The following is a 22,018-nucleotide window of genomic DNA, read 5'->3' as shown; positions in this document are numbered from 1 at the left end:
TGCAGGCGACTTCCAGCAGCTTCTGCTTCCTTCTTATTCAAACTTTTATGACTCAGGTCCAGGAACAAAGCTTAATTCCCAATAAATCGTGCCGCGATAGGCAGTTGCTTGGGGGTTGGCACCAAGCGGGACTTCCAGTTCCACACTGTTTTCCATGGTTTCACTTGAGCCGTAATGTTGGATCCACGTCCCTCCACCACGATTCTCTTGAGCCGAAGCCAAGGTTTTACTTTGACCTGCAATAAGTTCAATGGCTTCTTGATAGTCTGGCGTCTCCGACTCATTCGAACCAGTGGTTACCATATGGATATTTGACAAATAAACGCTTGCCCCTCTTAGTCGTTGCCTTTCATCATGCGTACCCACAAAACCCTCTTCAGATAAGCGAGCACTCAGTGTCCAACCAGTAGTAGCGACCCTCCGATCCGATACTTGGATATAATTGGGGCGGTCCCCTTCATGCACATCCTCATAAACTTCCCGCAACGCCTGCGGCTTTGCTGGATATCGAGTGGTACTTGAAAGAATTGGTACTTCTCCAAAATCGAATTGAGAAATAAAGTCGATGCTGACAAATCCCTGGTTTTCTGGCAAAACAGGAGGATTCACAGGATCGACCGTTTCATCCGGGCGAAAAGGATCCCGCGGGTCCACAATGTCGATTTTCTCTACAATCACCGAATCCTTTCCCCATCTCCCATTCAAAAACGCCTCGGCTGTCACTAGCTCTTCGTGACGAAAATGTTGGAAGTTTGGAAATTCGGATAAATCAAACTGAAAGTTTCCCTCTTCATCAGCTTGGACGTGAAAGAATTCTCTGCGTCCATCTGGATCCGTTACAGTGCCAATGGAAGGATCTGGTTCGGGCATAAATGCTTCCCGCTCAAAACGAATATAGCTATTAGGATTTGCTCTTCCAGAGATGATCCGAGAATTTGATAAGGTCGGATCTTCCGTTAATGGATTCAACTCTATTTCAACTTCAGAAATTTGCTCGAAAAGCAATCGTTGGCTATGAGTCGAAAAATGACTACGTACCCCTTGTTCCACTGTTGGATCCAAAGTTACGACACTGTTGATTGTTGGATTGATCCAAGTAAAGTTGGTACTCATATGAATCAAAGGCATCCACTCATGGGTAGGCTGCACCTCATCAAACTCACCGTATTGCCATTGTTTGATTCCTTGAAATTCGATTTCCAGTTCATTGGTTCCATTTAAGTTGATCAAACTTCCGTTATTAAAAGAAAGTGGCGCCATTCGTTCTAAATTGACCTTTTGAGCCTCATTGAATGTCAACTTCGAAAGATTTCCAAAAAAGATCAAATTTTGAGAATCATTGCGACTGTCCGAACGAATATCTAAAACAGCATCTTTGCCAACGGTGATACTGTTTTGAGGTTCCCAGAAGCCAACAACATGTGCCGATAAGTTGGGTTGATTTTCCGCATCAATTTTTAACATGCTACGTTCCTTTAGTTTGATATGGGTGTTGCCTCCTTGAAATGAAAGAATATTCCAATTCCATCCATTGGTGTGGCTTCGATTCTCTAAGGATTGGATATGCACCTTGCTGTCTTCCAAGAGATCAATGGTATGGTTTCCATGAAGTGTGGAAATCGCAGAGGCGTTGATCTGAGTGTCAAGTTTTAATTCGGCTCCCTTGCCAACAGTCAGATTCCCACCACTATTTCCAAAATAGACATTCACACCATCGGCTTCCCCTCTACTCCCCTCAAAGTTTGCTTTCATGGAAACTTTGGCATTCTCTCCAATAATCAGTTCTGGATGATTAAAACCATGATAAAATAAATTTCCTGAACTGATCGTCGACAATTCTACTTCTGCATTGGGACTAATCAAAAGTCGATGGACTTCAAAATTTGCTTGATTCCAAGCATTGATCTGCCAATTTTCATTAAAAGTCGAACGGTAGCTTCGTGCTTGATGTGAGGCAACCTTTCCTGAAAGCACTGCGGTTGTACCAAGGGAATGCAAAAGCTGATTCCCAATGTTTTCAACATTATGGTACCGCATGGTGGATATGGCTTGATTGTTAGCACCCAAAGTAGTAACGTTCATAGGTCCGTAATAATTCCCATGATAAAGGGTAATATTTTGAAACGAAATATCCCAAGGAGATTCTGGTACCATCGTACTATCCAAGAAGCCAACAGCAACCGCACGAAAATCAATTTGGTATTTTCCTTGTCCATCAATAATAAGAGTTCTTGAGATTCCCGGTTGGCTGATATAGACATAAGAGTCTCCACTCGAAATATTAATTGTACTTCCTGATACGCCTGAAGCTATACCTTCAATCGGATTATCACTAGATTCAAAGCTGTCGATCAACTTTATATGATTCACCTCTGGGTCCATGACAGCTTCTAAAAATTCTAGCCAGGAGCCTACTTCTTGTTCTCTTCGCCTATCTTCCAAAAGATCAAGATTGCCTTCATCCACCTCGATGTCATCAAAAAATGAACCATCTGATGTGACAGGATCCGCTGCTAAGTTAGTGCCACTCGGGTGGTCGTCCGTTTCCATAGGGGGCCTCTCCCCCTCATCTCCGGATTTTCTTTCTTCCACGTTCAAGGTAAGCACTGTCTCTGCTACCGTTATTTCATAAGTACCTACGGATTCTATCATCAGTGGTAGACTAAACGACGTCAACGGCACTTCGGAGTTCAGAAGCCATTGCTCGGGATCTTCGGTTTGGGTGATCACTATTTCTTCCATTAAAAGTGTTTCTTCTATGATCGTGGCTGCAGGCAGCTGGATATCGATGCTTGTTAGTGGGAGGTTTGTTAAAAACATGATCGGAAACACTTCTCCAACATAGGCTTGCTGGATTTCTTCCAGAAAAGAAACCACCAACTCCTCTTGATCCTCTAAAGATTCTTCAAAAGAAGATCCAGTGAACACCTCGCCTAACGTACCTTCTCTTCCTTGCCATGCATGTAGTGGTTCAAAAAAGAACACACGAATAGACGGAAAAAACAAGTAAACACTAAATAGTCCTACCATAAGTGATAGTACTATCTTTAGTGTTTTCTTTTTCATTTTACTGATCCCCACCTTCCTTTGTCTTTTTTTTCTTGTTAATGATTAAAACAACAACGATGATCAATAACAAAACAAGTGCGGCGATTCCGCCAATCAGCCACCAATTGGTTTCTGGTTCCAATGTCACGTCTTCCTCATTTAAACGTCGGGCATCAGCAGCCGCAATCGTGAAGGGCTCTTCCCAATGCCATTCCTCTCCTTGTGAACGGGCCGTCATAGTCAGGACATAGTCCCCCGGACGGAAACGCTCGCCATTTAGAGGGATCGGAAAATCCATCTGCGAATTTGGTGCCATCTGCATACTTGTGCGCTGTGTTTCATACAAGACGGTGTCGCTACCGCTGGCACGAACCTCGGCATCAATTTCTATGTGGTTGACGAAAGTCGGTGTATAATTTTGAATCTTGGCACTGATCACGTTCCGATAATTGACTTGACTGGCAAAAACGTCCAGCAATTCAAGTCCCGGATCCGTTGACGAGCGGTTATTGCTTACGACGACTCCTAAAATAAAGGCAAACTCATTACGAATCCCGATGCCTTCTGTTTCCGACTCTGCTGCCCCAGCATCGCGGACCTCTTCTACCCGAATCGACCCAGCCAAAATCCCTTCAAATTCTTCCTCAGGCATCGTCAGAGGCAGTGTAAGGATCCGTTCTTCTTGGGCTTCTAAGGTGATGACCCCTGGTGCTTCAATCAATTCGGCAATCGAGGCAGGCAATGTCGGGTCAGGAGCTTCTGCATCACGACCGTATTCTACTACCCCATTGACATTCGTGAAAGCAGTATGAGCCGATACTTCGACATCGATGGTTTCTTCCGATGTATTTTGGATGCGTAGCTGCAATTCTTCTTGTTCCCCTGCGCCTAAATTCAGATCAAAATAACCGCTAGCACCGCCTTCGATCTGACTGTCAGGGAATATCGGGGTTACAAAAAAATTCAACTCTGATTCAATGTCATCATTTGCTCGTACTGGTGTCGGCCAAGCAATCAATGAGCATAGCACGATCATTGCAGTCAAAAGCCGCAGCCAGCGTTGGTTTGTTGGTTGTTCAATCACTGTTGTTTCTCCTTCCAAAAAAGGCAGGAATAACGGTCTACTCCTGCCAGTTGTTTCACATTATTGTTGCGTTACTTTGAAGATTAGTCGTCTTAGTCTGGTACTGTTTCGCCATTTCCATCCGTCGCACTTGTTAAATGCCAAGTTAGTGTTGCCGTATATTCAGCAGCTTGTGGTGTAGCCGTTCCCGGGATATGCAGGCGAATAGCTTGATTCAAAACTGGATCTGTTCCTGCCTCATGAGCAGCAGTCAATTCCTCTTGATCTCCCCAATAAATAGACGATGTACCTTGCCCTTGACCTTCGGTAGCAGACATCACTGGAACGTTGGTCGAGTTTGCAGGGATAATCAAACTCTGGTTTCCTAATTCGTTTGGTGTGGTAAAGGCATTAGGAAGTAATTGTAGTAAATAATCCTTATCCTCATGGTCATCAGGCAGTGCCTGCAGCTCTTCCTCAGTAGCCCCATTGTGAACAATAGTTGGTTCAAGGAGTTCTAAATAAGCCCCTCTCAAATTACTCCCGCTTGATGTAGTAAACTCTGTTAAATCAAGATTCAGTTCCCACTGTGAATCAATCAATCCGCGAGTATCAACGATTTGTGCAAAAGATACATATGGTACTCTTACCTCTTCGTCATTATCTCTTGAGATTTCCTCCTCATCATCATCACCGATGACAAGCTTTTCTTGTTCAGCGATTATTGGATAAAATTCATTAGTAGTTGAAATTCTTTGTATGCCAAAATCAAATTTTTTCGGTACATGGGCAATCGTTAACGGTCCGGTTGGTGGATCTGGATCAACGATTGTTACTGGTGGATACGGTACAGGAGGAACGACCTCTACGCTCTCCCCATCACCAGCTCGGAACTCAATATTGTTTTCTGTTTCCTGACTACGTCTTTCCTCACTCGGCTCTGGGTTCGGTGTTGGTTCATCATTTGCTACTACTTGTACACCGCCTGCGAAGATCGTAGAGGTCAGTGTTGCGACTGTTGCTAATCGAATCCATTTCATTTTTATTCCTTCTTTCTTTTCTTTTAGTTTGTTTCATCGGCTTGCGCCGTTGGAACTGTTTCTCCTGATTGCGAGGTAGTGGTCGTCAATTGCCACGTCAAAGTCGCCACATACAAGGCTGCATCTTTAGCAGTCGCTCCCGGGACGAACAATTGGATCGCCTCATTGCGAACCACCGGCGCCTGGGCTTGGACCTGCGCATTCAACTCATCTTGGTAGCCCCAAACGACGGATGAAGTGCCTGCCCCTTTGCCGGCATCAGCAGTCAGAACAGCTTGTGCTGAACCATTGGCATCCAAACGCAAGCCGGCTTCATGTGCGTCCGGTGCGTTTTCTTGATTGTGGCTATTGTAGTCAACTTCTCGTGAGGCAAAGATGATTTGTGCCCCTCGCAGTTCGTTGTGTTGCGTCCCTGATTCAAACGCACTTAGTGCTACAGTCAAACGCCAGCCAGCATTTGACCCACGGGTATCTTGTACTTGGGCGAAGGAAACATACGGTACTTGGTTTTCTTCCCCTTGGGTATCCGCTAATTGTTGCTTTTCTGCCACCATCGAATAGACGGCATCTCGGTTGGAGATTTCTTGGGTACCAAAATCCAAAGTCGGCGCATAAGCGATCGTCAATGGTCCTGTTTGTCCATCTGGTCCGATCGGCGGTATCTCCACATCGGGGCCATCGGGGCCTGGATCAGGCGGTAACACTTCCGTCGGGTCTCGATCATTGGGCACAAAACTGACTTGCCCATCGGTTTCAGCGACTCTTACTTCAGCGGCGGTCCCTTGGATCCCACCAGTCAAAAGGGTTGCGGCAAGTACGGTGCTCGTTGCAAATCGCAAAAATCTCATAAGATCATTCCCTTATTCTCTATTACTCAACTTTTCTTGTGTTCTTGAGGTTGTTCGTTCTTTTTGGTACCTGCGTGTCTTCTTCACTGTTGAATAGCCAGCGATCAATAGCAGCAATGATCCGAGTGCCGTGGCACTGGAACTTTTTCGGGTATTTGTCTGCGGCAAACGTCCCCCATCCCCGCCAGGTTGCGTCGGTCCGGTCGGTGGTGAAGGTTCTGGTTTGTCTGGTTCATAGACACCCGTGAACTGGACTGAGCCTTCTGTATCGACGGAACGCTCCTCTTGTGCCGAAACTAAAATCGTCGAAGCACTGATCACTTGAAAAAAAGCAGCGAAGATCATCAGTTTGACCAAAAAATTCCCCCTCGCTCTTTTCATTCTCCCTCCCCCTTTTTGACATCATCAAGCCTAAAAACCACCCTTTTTTAGACACCTTTACTTAGACGGTAACCTTGAACAAAGACGATTGGTCTTTGTTTCAGTTGGCTTCCAAAAACGCTGGTTTTTATCCTCGATATACTTCATTATAGCTATCTTTGTGATGCGGGAAAAATCAATAAATTCACTGGCTGATGAAATCTATGCCTAAATAAAAAAACAAACCCCCGTTTTAAATAAATAATTCGCCATAGAATCTGGCTAAAGCGAGAAATCCTTAACATCTACCAAAATGCTTGTTACCATAGAAAAATCATATATCAATTTCCAAAGCACCTGCAGTTCTCCATTCTTTAAAAGCCACAATAAAATAACGATAAAAAACAAGGGGGGGGATTATCCTTATTAAGAACGTTCCTCTCTTTTCATCTGATCCCCCAAGCTACGTTTGTCGGGTATTCTTTCTTCTATGTCGTTTTCTTAGAATCACTAAACTGATAAGAACATGAAGCATGCCTGTCAGTGGTCATCTCCTGCTCGTTTGGTATTTCTCCACGGAAAACAGTTGGGTGGTTCCTCGACGATTGGCGGATCATCAGCTATGGTTCTTCTTTCGGAGCGCCACCTTTCCCATTCATTTTCACTTATCCAGCCCTTTCCCGGTACTCTGTTGTTGCCAATACAGATGCAGCCAAACCAACGCATACTCCAATAGCTACTGCAGCGCTAAAAACTTTGGTGTTTCTGTCCATTGCTTTATCTTCTCTATCTATTATCCTTCGGTACTCCCTTGAAATGCCGCTTGGCCAAATCAGCCATTCCTCAACGAAGCATTTTATTGACTCTCTCGTATATAGTTCTTCGTTCGCCCATTTTTGATTACTATTTACAGAATGAATCGATTCTTCCGGCCTCCCCCTTAAGAATTTTTCATTTCCTTGAAAAAAGCTCTCCACGGGACATTTGAAAACAGGCCTATTTGTTAGCACAAAAAAACAGCAAACGATCCCTTCTTAGTTTCACCAAAAGAAGCAAACGTTTGCTGCAGATTTGTTTATGTTAAGTAAGAGCCCACGAAAGGCTCGTCTCGGTCGTACTATTTTATGTATACTTTTGCTTACAAACAAGCGATTTCTTCCTACTGTAAAAACGCTTCTTTGTAGATCATTGCTGTTTAATTCTCGATCATTCTCCTAAAGATTGCTTCTCTTTCCTTGTTCTGCCACGCTGTACCCAAAAATACATAACCAGCAGAAAGAAATAGCCCAGCAAAAGAATGGTTTGCCCCAATTGAAACCAGCTGCGAAGGATCACAGATATGCTGGGAAAGAAATAATACATGCCATATTGTGCCACCGATATGCCTACCGACAAGTAGGCAAAAATAATAAAAAGTTTCATTCCGTTCATGTCCTACCTTCAAGCGCTTTTTGCTTTTTTTCACGTCTTACACAGTAATTATTTTAATGAAGAGCAAAAAACATTCGCCTTTGTCGTTGACTTTAGCGGTCAATCTGTTGTTTCTTAAAAACAACTCTTACTCAAGCAAGGAAGACCAACCAATTGCCTTCCCCACTGCGTTGTTTGAGTAGTCCATCTGCTCTCTGTCATTCTCAAGGGTACGTTCCACCTGAAAATCATCCTTTTAGCCCCACTACTACTCTCCATTTATTTCTCCAAAAAACTATCTATAAAACTTCCCCAATAGTCTATTGAACATCATCGTTTCCCATTTATCTCAATTTTTTTCCTAACTCTCAGGTCTACTCGACGTATTAGACATAAAAATTCAGGACTCCGCTAAGTGTTCACTCAAATAAATCAAGCCCATTTTGGGTTTTTGCGTTAACTTTGCCCCCGTGATCTCACGGTAAAAATACTTATGGTCATTTTCTATCATTTCAATGACTTCTTCCTCACTCATCCCAAGGTCATCTAGCAATCCCTCTTTGCGATTGTTGCTGATTTCCATCAATATTTGCAATTGTGCATCAATCGCCAATAAGTGGCCCCACTGAACAAACAGGTTTTCTTCCTTGCTATGAAAAATCGTTAAAAACTCTTTTGCTAACCGATGATAAAAGGCATTTATTTTTGGAAAAAAGCGTAACACCCCTTGTTTTTCTAGCTCTGTTTGAAAATGCGCCAAATATTCTTCTGCTCCCGCTATCTTTTCTGCCAGCATATTAGCCTCCTCGTAATCTATCTGTACGATCGTTCCCAGTTTCCCTCTTCTAGTAACCGTAGATTTTCTTCAACCAATCAATGTCTTTTCCTTCTATCTCATTCGTGGACAGCCTTCAACTACACTGCATTTCTAGGTATTGATGGCACATTCACGCACTTGCTAGTTCCATTTATTTTCCATCTTCTCTCTTTTGATCCAACCAACAATTCACAGGTTTCCTCTTGAGAAAAAACAAATACTCCTAAGCATCGGACTATGGTCTCACTATAGCGTCAAATCTCTTTAAAAAAAAATAGCAATTTTCACCTGTCGGTGAAAAAACCTACATTGTTCCAAATAGTTTCAAACGTTTACATCCATTAGAATAATAAAAACTTTATATTTAGTCAAATAAATTAAAAATAAACATAAAAATTGAAGTATTTTAACCAATTGTTTATAATATGATTAATTCTTTTTAAAATTCAACGGGGGCATCTATGAAAAATTTTCAGCTAAAGTTTATCAAAAATCGTTCTTTAATTCGACGATTGCAATTATTAAATGAATTTGAGAAGAATCCGTCTTCAACATTGGGCGATTTATCAGAAGTAACAAAAAGCAGTACTCGCACGATCATTGCGGACATTGCTATGATTCGTGAACATTTCAATGATGCAATCGAAATCTACTCCTCGAAGTTTGGTTATTTATTTGAAGAACTGGATCCCGAGGCATATATCAAACAAAAACAAAATCTAGTCAAAGATGAACCTTTTTTTATGATTTTAGAAAGTATTTTTTTCGATGAATTACAATCGGTGCTAGATTGGAGCCTGACCCTTAATCTTTCTGAACAAGCATTGCTTGGCTACTTAAAAAAAATGAATGGTTTATTAAAGCCCTTCAACCTTCGTTTGTCAACGAATCCAGTCACACTGGTGGGTTCTGAGATCGATATTCGCCGCTTTTTTTGTCTGTTTTATTACGAGTCCGATATCAATGTCAATACGATCTTCCCGTCATTGGATGTCCAAGATGCCGTGATTGAGATCACGAATCTTTTGCATTCAAAAAAACAGCCAGCTTCTACCTTTTCTTACTTTTCCTATATTCTCTACATTACGCTGGAACGCAGCAAGAAAGGGTTGCAGGTCGAACTTTCTCCTGAGCTGAAGGAGATTTTTTATGCTTACGATTCATTGATTTCACCCGATACGTTGACGGAGATCCTTTATTCTTATTTTCATTATCGCCTACCTGAAGATGAAATCATTTATTTGCTTCTTTGCCTTATCTGTCGCCGAAAAATCAATCATCCTTCGATCGAAGAATTTTGCCAATCCTACAATCGCTGGCCTGAGATCAAACAAGTGGCAAAAGATTTCTATGCCATTAATCGCGGCAATTCCTACGATGAACAAAAAGACTTGCACTGGTTAGAGTCGTTTTTTACGATCGTGAAAATACGCGACATGCTCTCTCCCATCATGAACGTCAATATTGACGATCTTACCCAATTCGTCAAAGACAAGTTTTCCCACGAATATAAGAGAAACTATGCATTTTTGGCAAAGCATAAGCTAGTCAAAAAGCTCTATTCGCCCTCCTATCTCGAAGACTTTTGTGCCAGTCTAACGATTCACATGGAAGCGATCAAAGAAGAAAATTGGGGGACACAACGGACGATCGCCGTGATTTTTGAAGGAAATGAATATGTCTGCGAATATGCCGAAAGTATCGTACGGAAATATCTAGGACGCTTCCACACGTTGTATTATCCTGATGCCAGCGAACTCTCCCCAGCCTATTTAAAGGAAAAGCAAATTGATCTGCTAGTAACCAACTATTCGGAATATACGATGGAATATTTGCTTGAAGTCGAGTGTATCTTACTAAAATCTTTTCCAGATGCCACGGATTGGAATCGATTACTTAACCAAATCAATCCACGAATCTTGCGTCTGGTCGTTTTGAACAACGCATAGGTCATTTTCTTAGGCACTATCTTGCGGAATCGTTGCAGCTACAAAACATTATTTTATAAGAACATCTCCTACACAACGAGTGGTTGAAACTCTGATCGATCAAGCCGATCAGAGTGTTCATTTCTCGCTGAGGTAGATCAACCCATGGGGCGCTTTTTGGTTCGTACCGATCCCTGCCATTTGGCGGTAATAGACATTTTTGTCCTTTTTGATCATTTCGACGATCTCTTTTTCTGCTAATTCGATTTCTTTAAAAAAATCATGTCGGAAAAACTCTAAAAACATTTGCAGTTGGGCATCGATTTCTAATAGATCTGCCATTTGTTGTAGCACATTATCGTACTCGGTATAGCAAATTTCTTTGAATCGTGTTTGCAACTCTGTACATACTTGTTTGATTAGGGGAAATTCCTGCAAGTAACAAAGTTCGCTGTAATTATTTAAATAGGCTTCTGGTGTCATATGTCCTTTTTTCATCATGATTGCATCATTCCTATCTTTCATCTGTGAATTATTTTGCACCTAGACCATTGTTAAAGTTTAAAATCGATCAATGACATGAGTCTACGCCAATCGGTTGAGTTCGGGATTTTATTGAACAGTAAATACACGCCAGAACAAGAAAAATTCGATATATGTTCGTTATAATTTGTGACGACGATATCAAATTGGTTCGCCTCAAAATAACCGAGATTGATATCTAATACATTCGGAAAAAAGAGTTTCTGATAACTGCCTAGATACTTACGGGCAGTGACCTGGATTCGTTGCGAGATAAATTGATTCCCTTCTAACAGGAACGCGATTTTTTTAGGCTTCCCCCAGTACAATTCTTTCACACAGTCCATGTGAATGGTAAACACTGCGCTGATATCTACGATCATGTCTAAAGACAGACCCTTCAGTTGCTTGAATTGTTTTTGTAAGAACGCTGTATTTTGTGCCATTTCTTCTGGAAATTGTTTTTTTACAAAGGAAATCAAATCGGGAATCACTTTATTCAAAATCGGGGAAAATCTATTCTTTAGTAGGACCGTAGCGAAAAAAGAATGGATCAAAACCGTACTATATTCCAGCGCATACGGCGGTACGATCGTCTCCTTTAGATAACGCTGTGTTAGTTGCAAGACCTGAGAATCTTTGCCTAACTTGGCACAAAAATTTCTTTCCATATCAATATCAAACACCGTCCGTTTTCCCATCGATAACGCATAAAAGTAGATGATCTCTTTTTCGGCGATCGTTGTTTGCAAATGGTTCGATAACATCGTCTTTATTTTTTTCAGCTCAAGATAATACTCTTTACGAAACTGCTTGACGATGGCTGGATCGATCGTGACGTAATGGCCATGAGAGGTTCGCTCTAAAATGATATAAAGCATATAACTGATTTCCTCAAAGGCGAGATTAGAGAAATTGCTGTCGAATTCTTCTTTTTTCAAATTTAAACCGATCTCGTGAATGATCAACGGCGGAAATACGGTATGCGGCGTACTATCGGATTCATAATAAAAGTTCAGAAAAAAATGGCGAATATTGACTTCCTCACCAATAAGATCAACGGTGGTTTTGTTTAACGTTAGCTGGTACTGCGCTAAAATCGGGTCGATCTTTCGAAAGTAACGCATCAACGTGGCAGGGGAAATAAACAAAATGTCTGACCACTCATTGATGGTCAATATCTCCCCTAAAAAAATGCTCTCAAAGATGCGAAACAACGGCTCGTTACTGATCAAATTCCGCTTTTTTTCTAAGTAGCTTTCTGTATCGATGACTTGCAGCTGATAGCCGCTGTTTGACGTTTCCATGTCGATAGCATCCTCGAAATATTCTTTAATGTTTTGTAAATCTTCAATGATAGTTCGGCTAGAGCTTTTGATCACTTTTGACAATCCACGGATTGGTGTATGAGAAGTATGCTCCATATGTTCTAGCAAATGTAGCCATCTTAGCGTCGTTTTACTAATGACAAAAGATGATTGGAATTGTCTCATAGGTTCGCCTTCCTCTACTCGAAATAACTTTTTAATTCAGCCACGATCCGCTCACTCGCCTCTCCATCTCCATAGGGATTTTTGGCTTGCGCCATTTGTTTGTACGCTGCCTCATCAGACAATAAATGAACGATTTCTGAATACACACGCTCCTCATTAGTACCGATCAGTTTCAAGGTCCCTGCTGCCACCCCTTCTGGGCGTTCCGTCGTTTCACGTACGATCAAGACGGGAATCCCCAAGGAGGGCGCTTCTTCTTGAATCCCACCTGAATCGGTTAAAACAAGGTAGCTGCCTGCCAGTAATTGGTAGAACGCAGGGGCATCCAACGGTTCGATCAGCTCAATATTTTGCTGTCCTTCTAAATAACGCTGAGCAAGTCTACGAACACGGGGGTTTTTATGCATGGGAAAGACGATCGTCAGTGCTGGATAAGCAATAGCGATGCGTTTTAGTGCACGAAATACTTGTTCCATGGGTTGCCCAATATTTTCTCGTCGGTGCATCGTAACTAAGAGGATTTTTTTCTCACTGATTGGTTTTCGCGCTTTTTTTTGTGCCAAGGTATGGTACAAAGCGTCAATAGACGTATTGCCAGTAACGACGATGCGGTCGTGGGGGTGATTTTCCTTTAGCAGATTTGCCTGACTTTGATCCGTCGGTGCAAAGAGAAAATCCGCTAGTTGATCAATCAATCGTCGATTCATTTCTTCTGGAAACGGATCTTTCTTGTTGCCCGTTCGCAGCCCCGCCTCCACATGACCAATCAAAATCTGCTGATAAAAAGCGGCCAGCGCAGCTGCGACTGCCGTCGTCGTATCGCCATGGACCAACACTACGTCTGGTTCTTCTGATTGAAAAATACCTTCGAGTCCTTCTAAAATACGACTGGTGATACTGGACAAGGTTTGATTTTCTCGCATGATAGCCAAGTCATAATCAGGGGTCAGCTCAAACGCAGCTAACGTTTGCTCAAGCATTTCTCGATGTTGCCCTGTCACGACGATCTTTGATAGGAAGCGTGGATCTTTTGCTAGTTTTTTGATGACCGGCGCCATTTTGATGGCTTCTGGTCGTGTACCAAAAATAGATAATACCTTTATTTTTTGCATCGTACCTCTCCTTTTTTTCAACAATTTGAACATTAATCAAGTTGCTTTTTGTAAATCTTCTGCCAGCGCTTCATATAAGGCGTTAAGGCATACTGTTGCTCAATCGTTGCTCTGGCTTGTTGGCTGCTTTTGATTCGTTCTTCCTCGTTAGCTAACAGACCGCTCAAGGTCTCGATCATTGCTTGAGTATCACCGGCTGCTACTAGGTAGCCGTTTTCACCCGATTGGATCAACTCTGGGATTCCCCCCACCTTCGTCGTTACATTGGGGATTCCTGCCGCCATGGTTTCTAAGATCGCCATCGGCAAGCCTTCGTGATAAGAAGGGAGAAAATGGATGGCTGCCTTACGAAAAACAGCTGGCAGCGCAGCGGCTGCGACCCATTCATTTAAGAACACATTGGTGAGGGCTTCTTCGTGGAGTTGTTGGGCAACCTGTTGGTTTTCTTGATCGCCAAATAACATAAAGCGAACCTCAGGGAAGGAAACAGCCATTGCTTTGGCAACTGCCAACAGATCAAAACTGCCCTTTCTTTGCCCAATCCTGCCAAGAGTGATGATCCATTTGGCGGTGGGATTATAGAGGGATTCCTCTGGCACCGCTACGGCATTTGGCAGGACCTCGATGGGGGTATCTGTAATCGTTTGGTAAAAAGCTGCCCAGCTACTACTGAGCACTACGAGCTGATCCACCCGAGACAAAATGAAACGAATCCACCCCTTTGCCCAAGAAGGACTGTTTTGATAAAACTGATCAAATTGCGAAGCATGCATATGAAAAATCGTCTTGCAGTGTTTCGGTGCTAACAACAACAGCAAACTCTTGCGATAAAAGCTGCCCTTTTGCGCAACGTGGAAATGAAGGATCTGGCACCTTTCTTTTTTGATATGCCGACGAAACGTCAGAAACGCTTTAAGCTGCGTCCAATATTTCCCATTTTCCGACCAGGTCTTGTGAACGACAAACCGCACGTCCTCTGGCGCTGTTGCTTTTTGGAAATTATGAATGACCGTTGCGATCCCCCCTTTTGCTGCTGGATCTGGACCGATAAGTAAGATATTCATGCTCTGTTGATTTTCCTTTCTTGTACAAATCTAGTTACCTGCTTTAGTTCCTTACGATAAAGAACAACGACGAAGAGCAGCAGCAGCAACACAAGGCTCTTTTCCAGCCAAAGAATGCGATTGAATGCCGTAAACAGTGCAAAGCAATACAGCACGATCGACAAGCTGATTTGCCGTTTGACTGAGAATCCCTGCCAATAGGTCATCGAAAAATATGTACGGGCAAAAAAGAAGACCAAGTACCCTAATGCCGTGGCACAAGCCGCTCCTGTGGCGTCAATTGTCGGTACGAGCAGGAGATGACAAAAGGAGGCGGCTAAGACCGCTAGCAAAGAGGCTGCAATATTCAGATGACTTTTCTTACAAAAAACGATCCCCAGATTGGTCGTTTCACTGATCGTCATCATCAAGGGATAAAAACATAACAAGGGAAACAAGTACTGGGCTTCTAAGTAGTCCTGCGACAATAAAATGACGATCGTTTCTTTGAAAAAGACCATCAGTAAAAAGAAAATCGACAAGACGAACATGATAAAGTGACTGACGCGTTCGTAATAGATCAACGGCTTGCCTTTTTTGAACCATTCATAGGAGGTGGGAATCCAAAAATTGGCAAAACTAACTTGTAGAATCATCAAGGCACTCGCCACTTTGAAGGCAGCCGTATAGATGCCCAATGCGGCAAAATCAGCAAAATAGCGCAGCATCATTTTGTCGATAATCATCAACAAGCTATAGAGGAAGGTTCCCACCACCGTCGGCAAGCCAAAACGACTCAGCTTTTTGATCAGGTTGCGATCGATTTGGCGAATGAGCGGCATAAAAAGCGCCAGGTTTGCCAAAATCAATAGACAATCACCGATAATCTGACCGAAGAGCATGCCATAGACCACCGTAATAAAGGTCGGCGGACCAAAAAAGAGAAACAGCAGCGTGATGAACAAGACCATGAATTTCACTAAAATACTGTATACGGAGAACTGGATCGCTTTGTTTTGCATTCGAACCGTTAACAAAAGAAACCGTTCAAAAATCAGCAACCCCGACGAAAGAGCAAATAAATAAATCGCACGGGTGTAGTGTGGAGATTCAAACAAAAGCTGCGAGAAGTCTGCCGCAAAAACCACTAGGATCAGCTGAAAGAAAAGTGAACCGAGCAATGGCACGAGCATCGCTTGCTGCAGCAATTCGCGTTTGTTTTCGTGGTCATGGTATTCCCTTGTAAAGGCTTGGTCGAAGCCGAGATAAATCACGTATATCAAAAAGGTCTGTGCAAGGAAAAACATACTGGTCTTCCCATATTCTTCTGGTGTCAAAAAGCTAGTCGTTACGGGCAAAAGCACCAAGTTTAAAACCGCTGAACCTAACGAACCGAGGGAGAAAAAGCCCAGTCTCAAAAGTAATTTTTTCAATCAGTTGTTCACTCTTTCTCTGTTAAAATAATGCCTCCACAAATCAATCCTAAGAAGGTAGAAGACAATGCCGAATACAAAACATGACCGGCAAAAAAGCTATAAAAAAGCACGACGATCAAGGCAAAACTATAAACCGAGCGTTTTTGCGGCTGAAAGGCCAAGTAGACAAAATAGGCGAGCATCAGCAGCAATAAGGCGGTCCCTAACAATCCTTGACCGAAAAGGGTGTCGAAGAAGTCCATTTCAATTAAGCCAAGACGACCAAAGTGTGCCAATCGGTATTCAAATCCTTGACCAAAGATCATGGTAAAGTGACGTGCCTCATCCTTTAAGAAAGCCTCCATCCCGCCAATCAAAAAATCACTTCTTGAACTAGAAAACAGGCGGATCAAGTCGCCGTCGAAAAGATGATAGAAATACACCATGCGAAGATAGGTTCCTTCGACGGCTTGGATCAGTAACGGCAAGCCTTGTATGAACAACCAAAAAATCGTAAAAAAACTGAGCAGCCAAATGAATAGCTGTTGCAACCGAGCCTTTCGTTCCACCCCTATGATCAATCGCAGGAGCAAGTACACTAACGCGCCAATTCCATAAAAGACACCTGTTTTGGTTCCCACAAGAACCAAGCACACCAAATTTCCTGCAAATAAGCTGGCGAAGAAAAACGAGCGTTTGTGGGTTTGTTCTTTGATCGAAACGATCAGTGCTTGCAGTGTAAAGGTGATGGAAACAATAAAGGCAAAACTCGTGTCATTATTGGCAAAGAAATAGCCTTTGTACCCAGCATCAGAGTTGTCATAGGTTTGATAACCCAGTCCTAAAAAATAAGGAATCAGCAAACCGAGGGTAAAACAGATACTAATGACAATAAATAAGCTATCGTAGTGCAGTTTGGAGAAGTCGTTTTTTCGTTGATAGACATAATAAGGAATCAGTACCCATAAGAGGTATTTGATATACACCGAGAGATCCTCAATCACCCACTGCCAGCTGTACCCTAGAAAAAGCGCTTGTAACAGAAAAATCGTAAGCGTCGCAGCGATAAATCCATACGTTAAATACGTATAGTAACGAAGAGGGATCGTTTCTGTGACAATCATGAGCACTAAGAACAAAAAGAACAGTAGACGATAGAACACCCCAATAGGAAAAGGAATGCCTAAACTAAGAAATAAACCATTTAAAACATCGATAATTGGAAAGATGGCGACAATGCCCATGAAGAAGCGGTGATTGCTTTGCTGTTTTGATTTCATGCGTTTCTTCTTTTTTCTCCCCACACATACTGTAAAAAACGTAGATTTCCTATGATATAGCGATCAAACATCCTGACTGGCTCTTGCGCAAAGCGATAAAACCATTCCAACCCTGACCGCTGCATCCACAAAGGCGCTCGTTTGGTTTTGCCTGCGACGATATCAAAGCTGCCGCCAACGCCCATCGCAAAGGGCACTTGCAATACTTCACTGAATGTATCGAGCCAAATCTCTTTTTGCGGACTAGAAAAAGCGACAAACAGCAAATCTGGTTGCGTCCGTGCAATCTTCTTTGCCACGTCCAATGATTCATCTTCGGAAAAATACCCATGGTGAAACCCAGCTACGTTCAGGTCGGGATAAAGCTGTTGGTCATGTTTGACGACAGCTTCTACGACTTCGGCAGTTGCGCCCAAGTAATAAAGACGCCAACCTTTTTCTGCTGCCAATTTGACCAGCTCACGAAAAAGATCGATGCCTGTTACCCTTTCTGGTACTGGGCAACCTAAATATTTCGCTGCCCAGACGATCGACTGACCATCAGCCGTGATCAAAGCTGCCCGATTGACGATCGATCGCAACGAGGGATCTTTTCGCATCAAGTTTATTTTTCCCGCGTTAATCGAAACATGCTGTGCGGGCGTCCCCTGTTCAACCATCGCCTCGATCTTAGTAATGGTTTCCTGAAAGCTTAAGGAATCGAGATTGCTGCCTAAAAGTGATACACGTACTTGTTGCTCCATTAGAATGCTCCTTTGGGTAAGAAAACAACGCCAATCGTTTTCATAATTATTTTCAAGTCCAATAACCAGCTCAGGTTATTGATGTAATAAAGATCCAATGCGACCATCTCTTGAAAGCTTAATTCGTTTCGTCCACTGACTTGCCACAACCCTGTGCATCCAGGTGTGACAGACAATCGTTGCTTGTCTTTTTCTGAATAGCTGACAACTTCTCTTTCTAAAGGAGGACGGGGACCGACCAGTGCCATCTCCCCTTTCAAGACATTGATCAGTTGGGGCAATTCATCAAGACTCGTTTTTCTTAATAAACGGCCTAGGCGCGTCACGCGTGGATCTTTCTTCAGCTTGAACATCGCCCCTTCAATTTCGTTTTTATCGAGGTATTGCCCTAATAATTGATCGGCATCAGGCACCATCGTTCGAAATTTGTACATTACAAACGTGGTCTCATTTTTCCCCACACGAACTTGCTTAAAAATAATCGGTGCCTGCCAGTTAGAAAATTTGATCCCTATACAAATCAGCAGCAACAGCGGGCTAAGGACGACTAATAAGCCCAAGCTAAAGAGTGTTTCGATCGTGCGTTTCCAACGTAAATAGCCAGTCGCTTGAACCCTTGACTGCTTGTCTAAAGCGGGTCTTTCCACAAAGTTCCCCTCCTTAATAATAGTAATTTACGGCTGTGTCCGTGGTGCCATTCGCCACGACACCTAAGATGTTTGCATTGACTAGGCGCAGTTTTTTGACGGCATTTTTTGCGGATTGTTTGTTCGTCTTTTCCGCATGAACGACTAAAAGCACACCGTCGACTTTCTTGGCTAGGATCAAGGCATCCGAAACGACATTGACTGGTGGCGTATCAATAATGATCACATCGTATCGTTGTTTGACCTCTTGCAAGGCTGCGGTCATTTTCGAAGAAGCGAGCAGATCATTGGGATTTGACATAATGGCGCCACTAGTAATGATTGAAAATTCGCAATCTTCTAAAATCACTTGTTGGACACAGCTTTCGATCGAGATGTCCCGTCGAATATAGTTGGACAAGCCCACGTGCATTTCTTGTGAAAACAAATAATGTTGGGTGGGTTTACGCAGATCCGCATCGATCAATAAGGTTCGGTTCCCTTTTTGGGCATAGGCGACCGCCAAATTTGCCGAGACCGTGGATTTGCCCGTGCCACTTTCTCCTGAAGTGATCAAAATCGTTTGAGCTTCTTGTTGTTGGCACAAATACTCGACATTCTCGCGAATCAACTTGACTTGTTCGCTGATGATCGAATAGTTTTCCTTCATACTACGCATCACACACGTTTCCTCCCTCTTAGGCTTCTCGACTGGATGGTTTTGAACGAAGCAACTCGTTTTTCTTTGCTTATCTCACCAATGACCTTTAACCCTAAGACCTCTTCAATTTCCGTATTCGAAGCAAAGCTGCGCTCAAAAACCAACAGAAGAAACAGATACGTAAAAGCGAAAAGAAGACTTAAGAAAGTGGTCAAGCTGTAAAACAAAAACTTGTTTGGCCGAGCAGGTGTTTCCTGTGGCAAAACGGTCCCTTCGGCTAAGATCGTGACATTATCAATGTTCATGATCTTAGGGATCTCTTCACTAAAAACGCTGGCGGTCGTATTGGCGATTTTAGCTGCGATCTTCGGACTTTGATGGTACGCGTTGATTTCGATGATCTGCGAGTTGGTGGCATTGGTCACACTCAAAATCTCCGACAATTCAGCCACATCGTAGCTTCCCTCTAACGCTTCACTGACTTCATTTAAGATGCGAGGACTTATAATGATGGTGCTATAGGTACTAACGAGCTGCAGGTCTGCCTGAATGGTCTGGTTTTCCAGTCGATTACCAGATGTCGTTTCTGACTGACTGATCAGCAGCTGCGCACTTTTTTGATAAATGGGTTCAGCAAGAAAGGTTAGATAAAGAAACATCGCTAACAAGGGAATACTAATGATCATGAGAATCCAGCCTATGCGTTGCTGAAGGACTTGCTTCAATTTTTTCATATTTATTTCTTTATTCATCGGTTTTCCCTTTCAATAACATAAATAGCAATCAAACCATTTACTGGGCGCTTGGTAATGCCCCGAGAGAATAGGCAACATCGAACCTTGTTTTATCTGTCACAATATTTTTCGTGTCAAAAACGATTTTTTGTTTCATCGCTTGAAGGGCTGCTGGCGCTATGGCTTTAAAGGCATCATGGTCACAGAGGATCAATGCCAGGTCACTGTCTGTTAGTGCAGCTTCAATGTGTGCAACATCAGAAGTGGCGACATAAGGATCATAGGTGGTGACCTGCAGAGTGTTCTTTTGTTTCAGTCTTTTAGCGATCTCAACAGCTGGACTTTCTCTGGCATCGTCGATGTTGCCCTTATACGCCAACCCTAGAACAGCAATCTTGTTTCCACCATGGATCGCTAAGATCTCTTCGACTTTTTTTATAATGAATTCAGGCATCTCTGTATTGATCATCCGCCCCAACTGGATCAACTTCGCGTCTTCAGGTGCTGCCGCCACCACAAAATATGGATCAACCGCTAAGCAATGGCCGCCGACACCAGGTCCTGGTTGATGGATATTGACCCGTGGATGCTGATTGGCTAACGCAATCACTTGGAGTGCATCAATGTTTAGACGATCCCCAATTTGGACCAATTCATTGGCTAGTGCAATGTTCAAGTCCCGATAGGTGTTTTCCATCAATTTCGATAGCTCAGCAATACTTGCAGAAGTTTCCAGCACGTTTCCTTTGACGAAGGTCTGATAAATGCGTTTGCCTTGTTGGGTACAAGCGCTCGTCATGCCACCAATGATTCGGTTGTTCATCACCAGCTCTTCAAAGATTTTTCCTGGCAAAACACGCTCTGGGCAATGCAACAAATAGAGATCTTCTCCAATGGTATAGCCTGCTTTTTCAAAAAATGGTCCAACGATGTCTTCCATCGTGCGGGGTTGAATGGTCGATTCGACAATGACTGTGTTGCCTTTTTCAAGATAAGGTAAGATGGCAGCCATCGCCGCTTTCACGTAGGACAAGTCGCAACTACCAAATTGATCGGCGATATTTGGCGTTGGTACGGCAATGATAAAGGCATCCGCTTTTTCTGGTACCAACTGTGCGTGGAAGGTCTTTTTCGCTAAAGCTTGTGTTAGATAACGATCAATGTCGGGTTCTTCGATGGGTGCCTGACCTGCTTGAAGTGATTGAACGACTGTTTCTGACACATCTACCCCAACGACTTCAATCCCATGGTTTGCAAAAGTAAGTGCTGTGGGCAACCCGATATACCCCAATCCAATAACGTTTATTTTCATTCGCTCTTAACATCCCATTCTGCTAATTTTTCTTCACCAGGTTTATAAATCAGTTTTTTCGCCACTTGTCCCTCTTCTAAAGCAAAGGAAACTTGTCCAGTGATGGTTTCACCTACAGCGATCTCATTGCCAAACATCGCCATGGTATGATCAAGTTCAAGAAGGTCTCCCTCTTCAGTTTCTAAAAGAAAATCAATCGAACCTAGACCTGCGGCAACTGAGCCCATGTTTTCTGCTGTGATGGTAAATGTATGTAAAACTTGTTCCCCATCTTCTGTTTTCTTATGGTTGATTTCTTGTTTGTCAATGATGATCTTTAATCCACCAATGATCGATTGCGGCTCGGCATTGCTTTGGTCCGTGATTTGTTCAATTGGTTCGCTGCCTTGGGTAGTATCCGTCTTTGCTTGGTCATCCGTCGAGCAGGCCGCTAAAAAACTCCCCATGAGGACAAGGCTAAAGAAGGTAACGATTTTTTTCTTCATGTTCATTTGCTTTCTCTCTTTCTATCAATGAAGAGACCCTTGCAACAGGCAAGGCACAAGGGTCTCTCGTAGATTCTG

The 22,018-nt window shown here is 43.0% G+C and carries 20 protein-coding genes; 1 reads left to right on the top strand and 19 read right to left on the bottom strand.

What is annotated here, in order from left to right:
* Window positions 1-45 precede the first annotated feature (45 nt).
* From IGK61_RS02950 to IGK61_RS02920, 7 genes are all read right to left on the bottom strand, one after another.
* The gene (locus tag IGK61_RS02950) at window positions 46-3,066 is read right to left on the bottom strand and encodes a WxL domain-containing protein (RefSeq protein ID WP_167827356.1); all 3,021 of its coding nucleotides are present in this window, start codon (window positions 3,064-3,066) and stop codon (window positions 46-48) included.
* 1 nt (window position 3,067) lies between these two features.
* On the bottom strand, window positions 3,068-4,132 hold the full coding sequence (locus IGK61_RS02945) for a WxL protein host-binding domain-containing protein (protein ID WP_167827355.1): 1,065 nt from the start codon (window positions 4,130-4,132) through the stop codon (window positions 3,068-3,070).
* A 92-nt stretch (window positions 4,133-4,224) separates the two neighbouring features.
* Window positions 4,225-5,151 (bottom strand): WxL domain-containing protein, encoded by a 927-nt coding sequence (locus tag IGK61_RS02940; RefSeq protein WP_167827354.1) that lies wholly within the window; start codon window positions 5,149-5,151, stop codon window positions 4,225-4,227.
* A 23-nt stretch (window positions 5,152-5,174) separates the two neighbouring features.
* Window positions 5,175-5,999, bottom strand: coding sequence for a WxL domain-containing protein (locus tag IGK61_RS02935; protein ID WP_142968082.1), 825 nt, complete (start codon window positions 5,997-5,999; stop codon window positions 5,175-5,177).
* 12 nt (window positions 6,000-6,011) lie between these two features.
* Complete coding sequence (locus tag IGK61_RS02930) at window positions 6,012-6,380, bottom strand: LPXTG cell wall anchor domain-containing protein (protein ID WP_167827353.1); 369 nt, start codon at window positions 6,378-6,380, stop codon at window positions 6,012-6,014.
* A gap of 1,185 nt (window positions 6,381-7,565) precedes the next feature.
* Window positions 7,566-7,790: a hypothetical protein gene (locus IGK61_RS02925; protein WP_240934954.1), complete on the bottom strand. Its 225-nt coding sequence runs from the start codon at window positions 7,788-7,790 to the stop codon at window positions 7,566-7,568.
* Window positions 7,791-8,169: 379 nt separating this feature from the next.
* Window positions 8,170-8,565 (bottom strand): DUF7006 family protein, encoded by a 396-nt coding sequence (locus IGK61_RS02920; protein ID WP_008377999.1) that lies wholly within the window; start codon window positions 8,563-8,565, stop codon window positions 8,170-8,172.
* A 482-nt stretch (window positions 8,566-9,047) separates the two neighbouring features.
* Between IGK61_RS02920 and IGK61_RS02915 the strand changes: the two genes are divergently transcribed.
* Window positions 9,048-10,535 (top strand): helix-turn-helix domain-containing protein, encoded by a 1,488-nt coding sequence (locus tag IGK61_RS02915; RefSeq protein WP_167827352.1) that lies wholly within the window; start codon window positions 9,048-9,050, stop codon window positions 10,533-10,535.
* A 117-nt stretch (window positions 10,536-10,652) separates the two neighbouring features.
* Here IGK61_RS02915 and IGK61_RS02910 read toward each other — a convergent pair whose 3' ends face one another.
* The 12 genes from IGK61_RS02910 to IGK61_RS02855 are packed head-to-tail and all read right to left on the bottom strand — an operon-like array spanning window position 10,653 to window position 21,946.
* Entirely contained in the window at window positions 10,653-11,015 is a 363-nt protein-coding gene (locus tag IGK61_RS02910) for a DUF7006 family protein (RefSeq protein WP_438844681.1), read from the bottom strand.
* 53 nt (window positions 11,016-11,068) lie between these two features.
* Window positions 11,069-12,529 (bottom strand): helix-turn-helix domain-containing protein, encoded by a 1,461-nt coding sequence (locus IGK61_RS02905; protein ID WP_438844680.1) that lies wholly within the window; start codon window positions 12,527-12,529, stop codon window positions 11,069-11,071.
* 14 nt (window positions 12,530-12,543) lie between these two features.
* On the bottom strand, window positions 12,544-13,641 hold the full coding sequence (gene wecB, locus IGK61_RS02900) for a non-hydrolyzing UDP-N-acetylglucosamine 2-epimerase (protein ID WP_438844679.1): 1,098 nt from the start codon (window positions 13,639-13,641) through the stop codon (window positions 12,544-12,546).
* 32 nt (window positions 13,642-13,673) lie between these two features.
* Window positions 13,674-14,705 carry a glycosyltransferase family 4 protein gene (locus IGK61_RS02895; protein ID WP_438844678.1) on the bottom strand — a complete coding sequence of 344 codons (1,032 nt, stop codon included), beginning with the start codon at window positions 14,703-14,705 and terminating at the stop codon, window positions 13,674-13,676.
* On the bottom strand, window positions 14,702-16,117 hold the full coding sequence (locus tag IGK61_RS02890) for a lipopolysaccharide biosynthesis protein (protein WP_438844677.1): 1,416 nt from the start codon (window positions 16,115-16,117) through the stop codon (window positions 14,702-14,704). Before IGK61_RS02890 ends, IGK61_RS02895 begins: the two co-directional genes overlap by 4 nt.
* Before the next feature lie 8 nt (window positions 16,118-16,125).
* Window positions 16,126-17,379 carry an O-antigen ligase family protein gene (locus IGK61_RS02885; protein WP_438844676.1) on the bottom strand — a complete coding sequence of 418 codons (1,254 nt, stop codon included), beginning with the start codon at window positions 17,377-17,379 and terminating at the stop codon, window positions 16,126-16,128.
* Window positions 17,376-18,122, bottom strand: coding sequence for a WecB/TagA/CpsF family glycosyltransferase (locus IGK61_RS02880; RefSeq protein ID WP_438844675.1), 747 nt, complete (start codon window positions 18,120-18,122; stop codon window positions 17,376-17,378). Before IGK61_RS02880 ends, IGK61_RS02885 begins: the two co-directional genes overlap by 4 nt.
* On the bottom strand, window positions 18,122-18,769 hold the full coding sequence (locus IGK61_RS02875; protein ID WP_368742781.1) for a sugar transferase: 648 nt from the start codon (window positions 18,767-18,769) through the stop codon (window positions 18,122-18,124). Before IGK61_RS02875 ends, IGK61_RS02880 begins: the two co-directional genes overlap by 1 nt.
* A 13-nt stretch (window positions 18,770-18,782) precedes the next feature.
* Window positions 18,783-19,427 (bottom strand): CpsD/CapB family tyrosine-protein kinase, encoded by a 645-nt coding sequence (locus tag IGK61_RS02870; RefSeq protein ID WP_015508990.1) that lies wholly within the window; start codon window positions 19,425-19,427, stop codon window positions 18,783-18,785.
* Entirely contained in the window at window positions 19,427-20,161 is a 735-nt protein-coding gene (locus IGK61_RS02865; protein WP_438844674.1) for a YveK family protein, read from the bottom strand. The genes IGK61_RS02870 and IGK61_RS02865 overlap by 1 nt, the downstream gene beginning before the upstream one ends.
* 40 nt (window positions 20,162-20,201) lie before the next feature.
* On the bottom strand, window positions 20,202-21,455 hold the full coding sequence (locus IGK61_RS02860) for a nucleotide sugar dehydrogenase (RefSeq protein ID WP_438753032.1): 1,254 nt from the start codon (window positions 21,453-21,455) through the stop codon (window positions 20,202-20,204).
* On the bottom strand, window positions 21,452-21,946 hold the full coding sequence (locus IGK61_RS02855; protein ID WP_438844673.1) for a hypothetical protein: 495 nt from the start codon (window positions 21,944-21,946) through the stop codon (window positions 21,452-21,454). Before IGK61_RS02855 ends, IGK61_RS02860 begins: the two co-directional genes overlap by 4 nt.
* Between the last annotated feature and the right edge of the window lie 72 nt (window positions 21,947-22,018).

The sequence above is a fragment of the Enterococcus sp. AZ063 genome (assembly GCF_051715045.1).
Classification (GTDB): Bacteria; Bacillota; Bacilli; order Lactobacillales; family Enterococcaceae; genus Enterococcus_D; species Enterococcus_D casseliflavus.
This window is presented reverse-complemented; position numbering and strand designations above follow the sequence as displayed.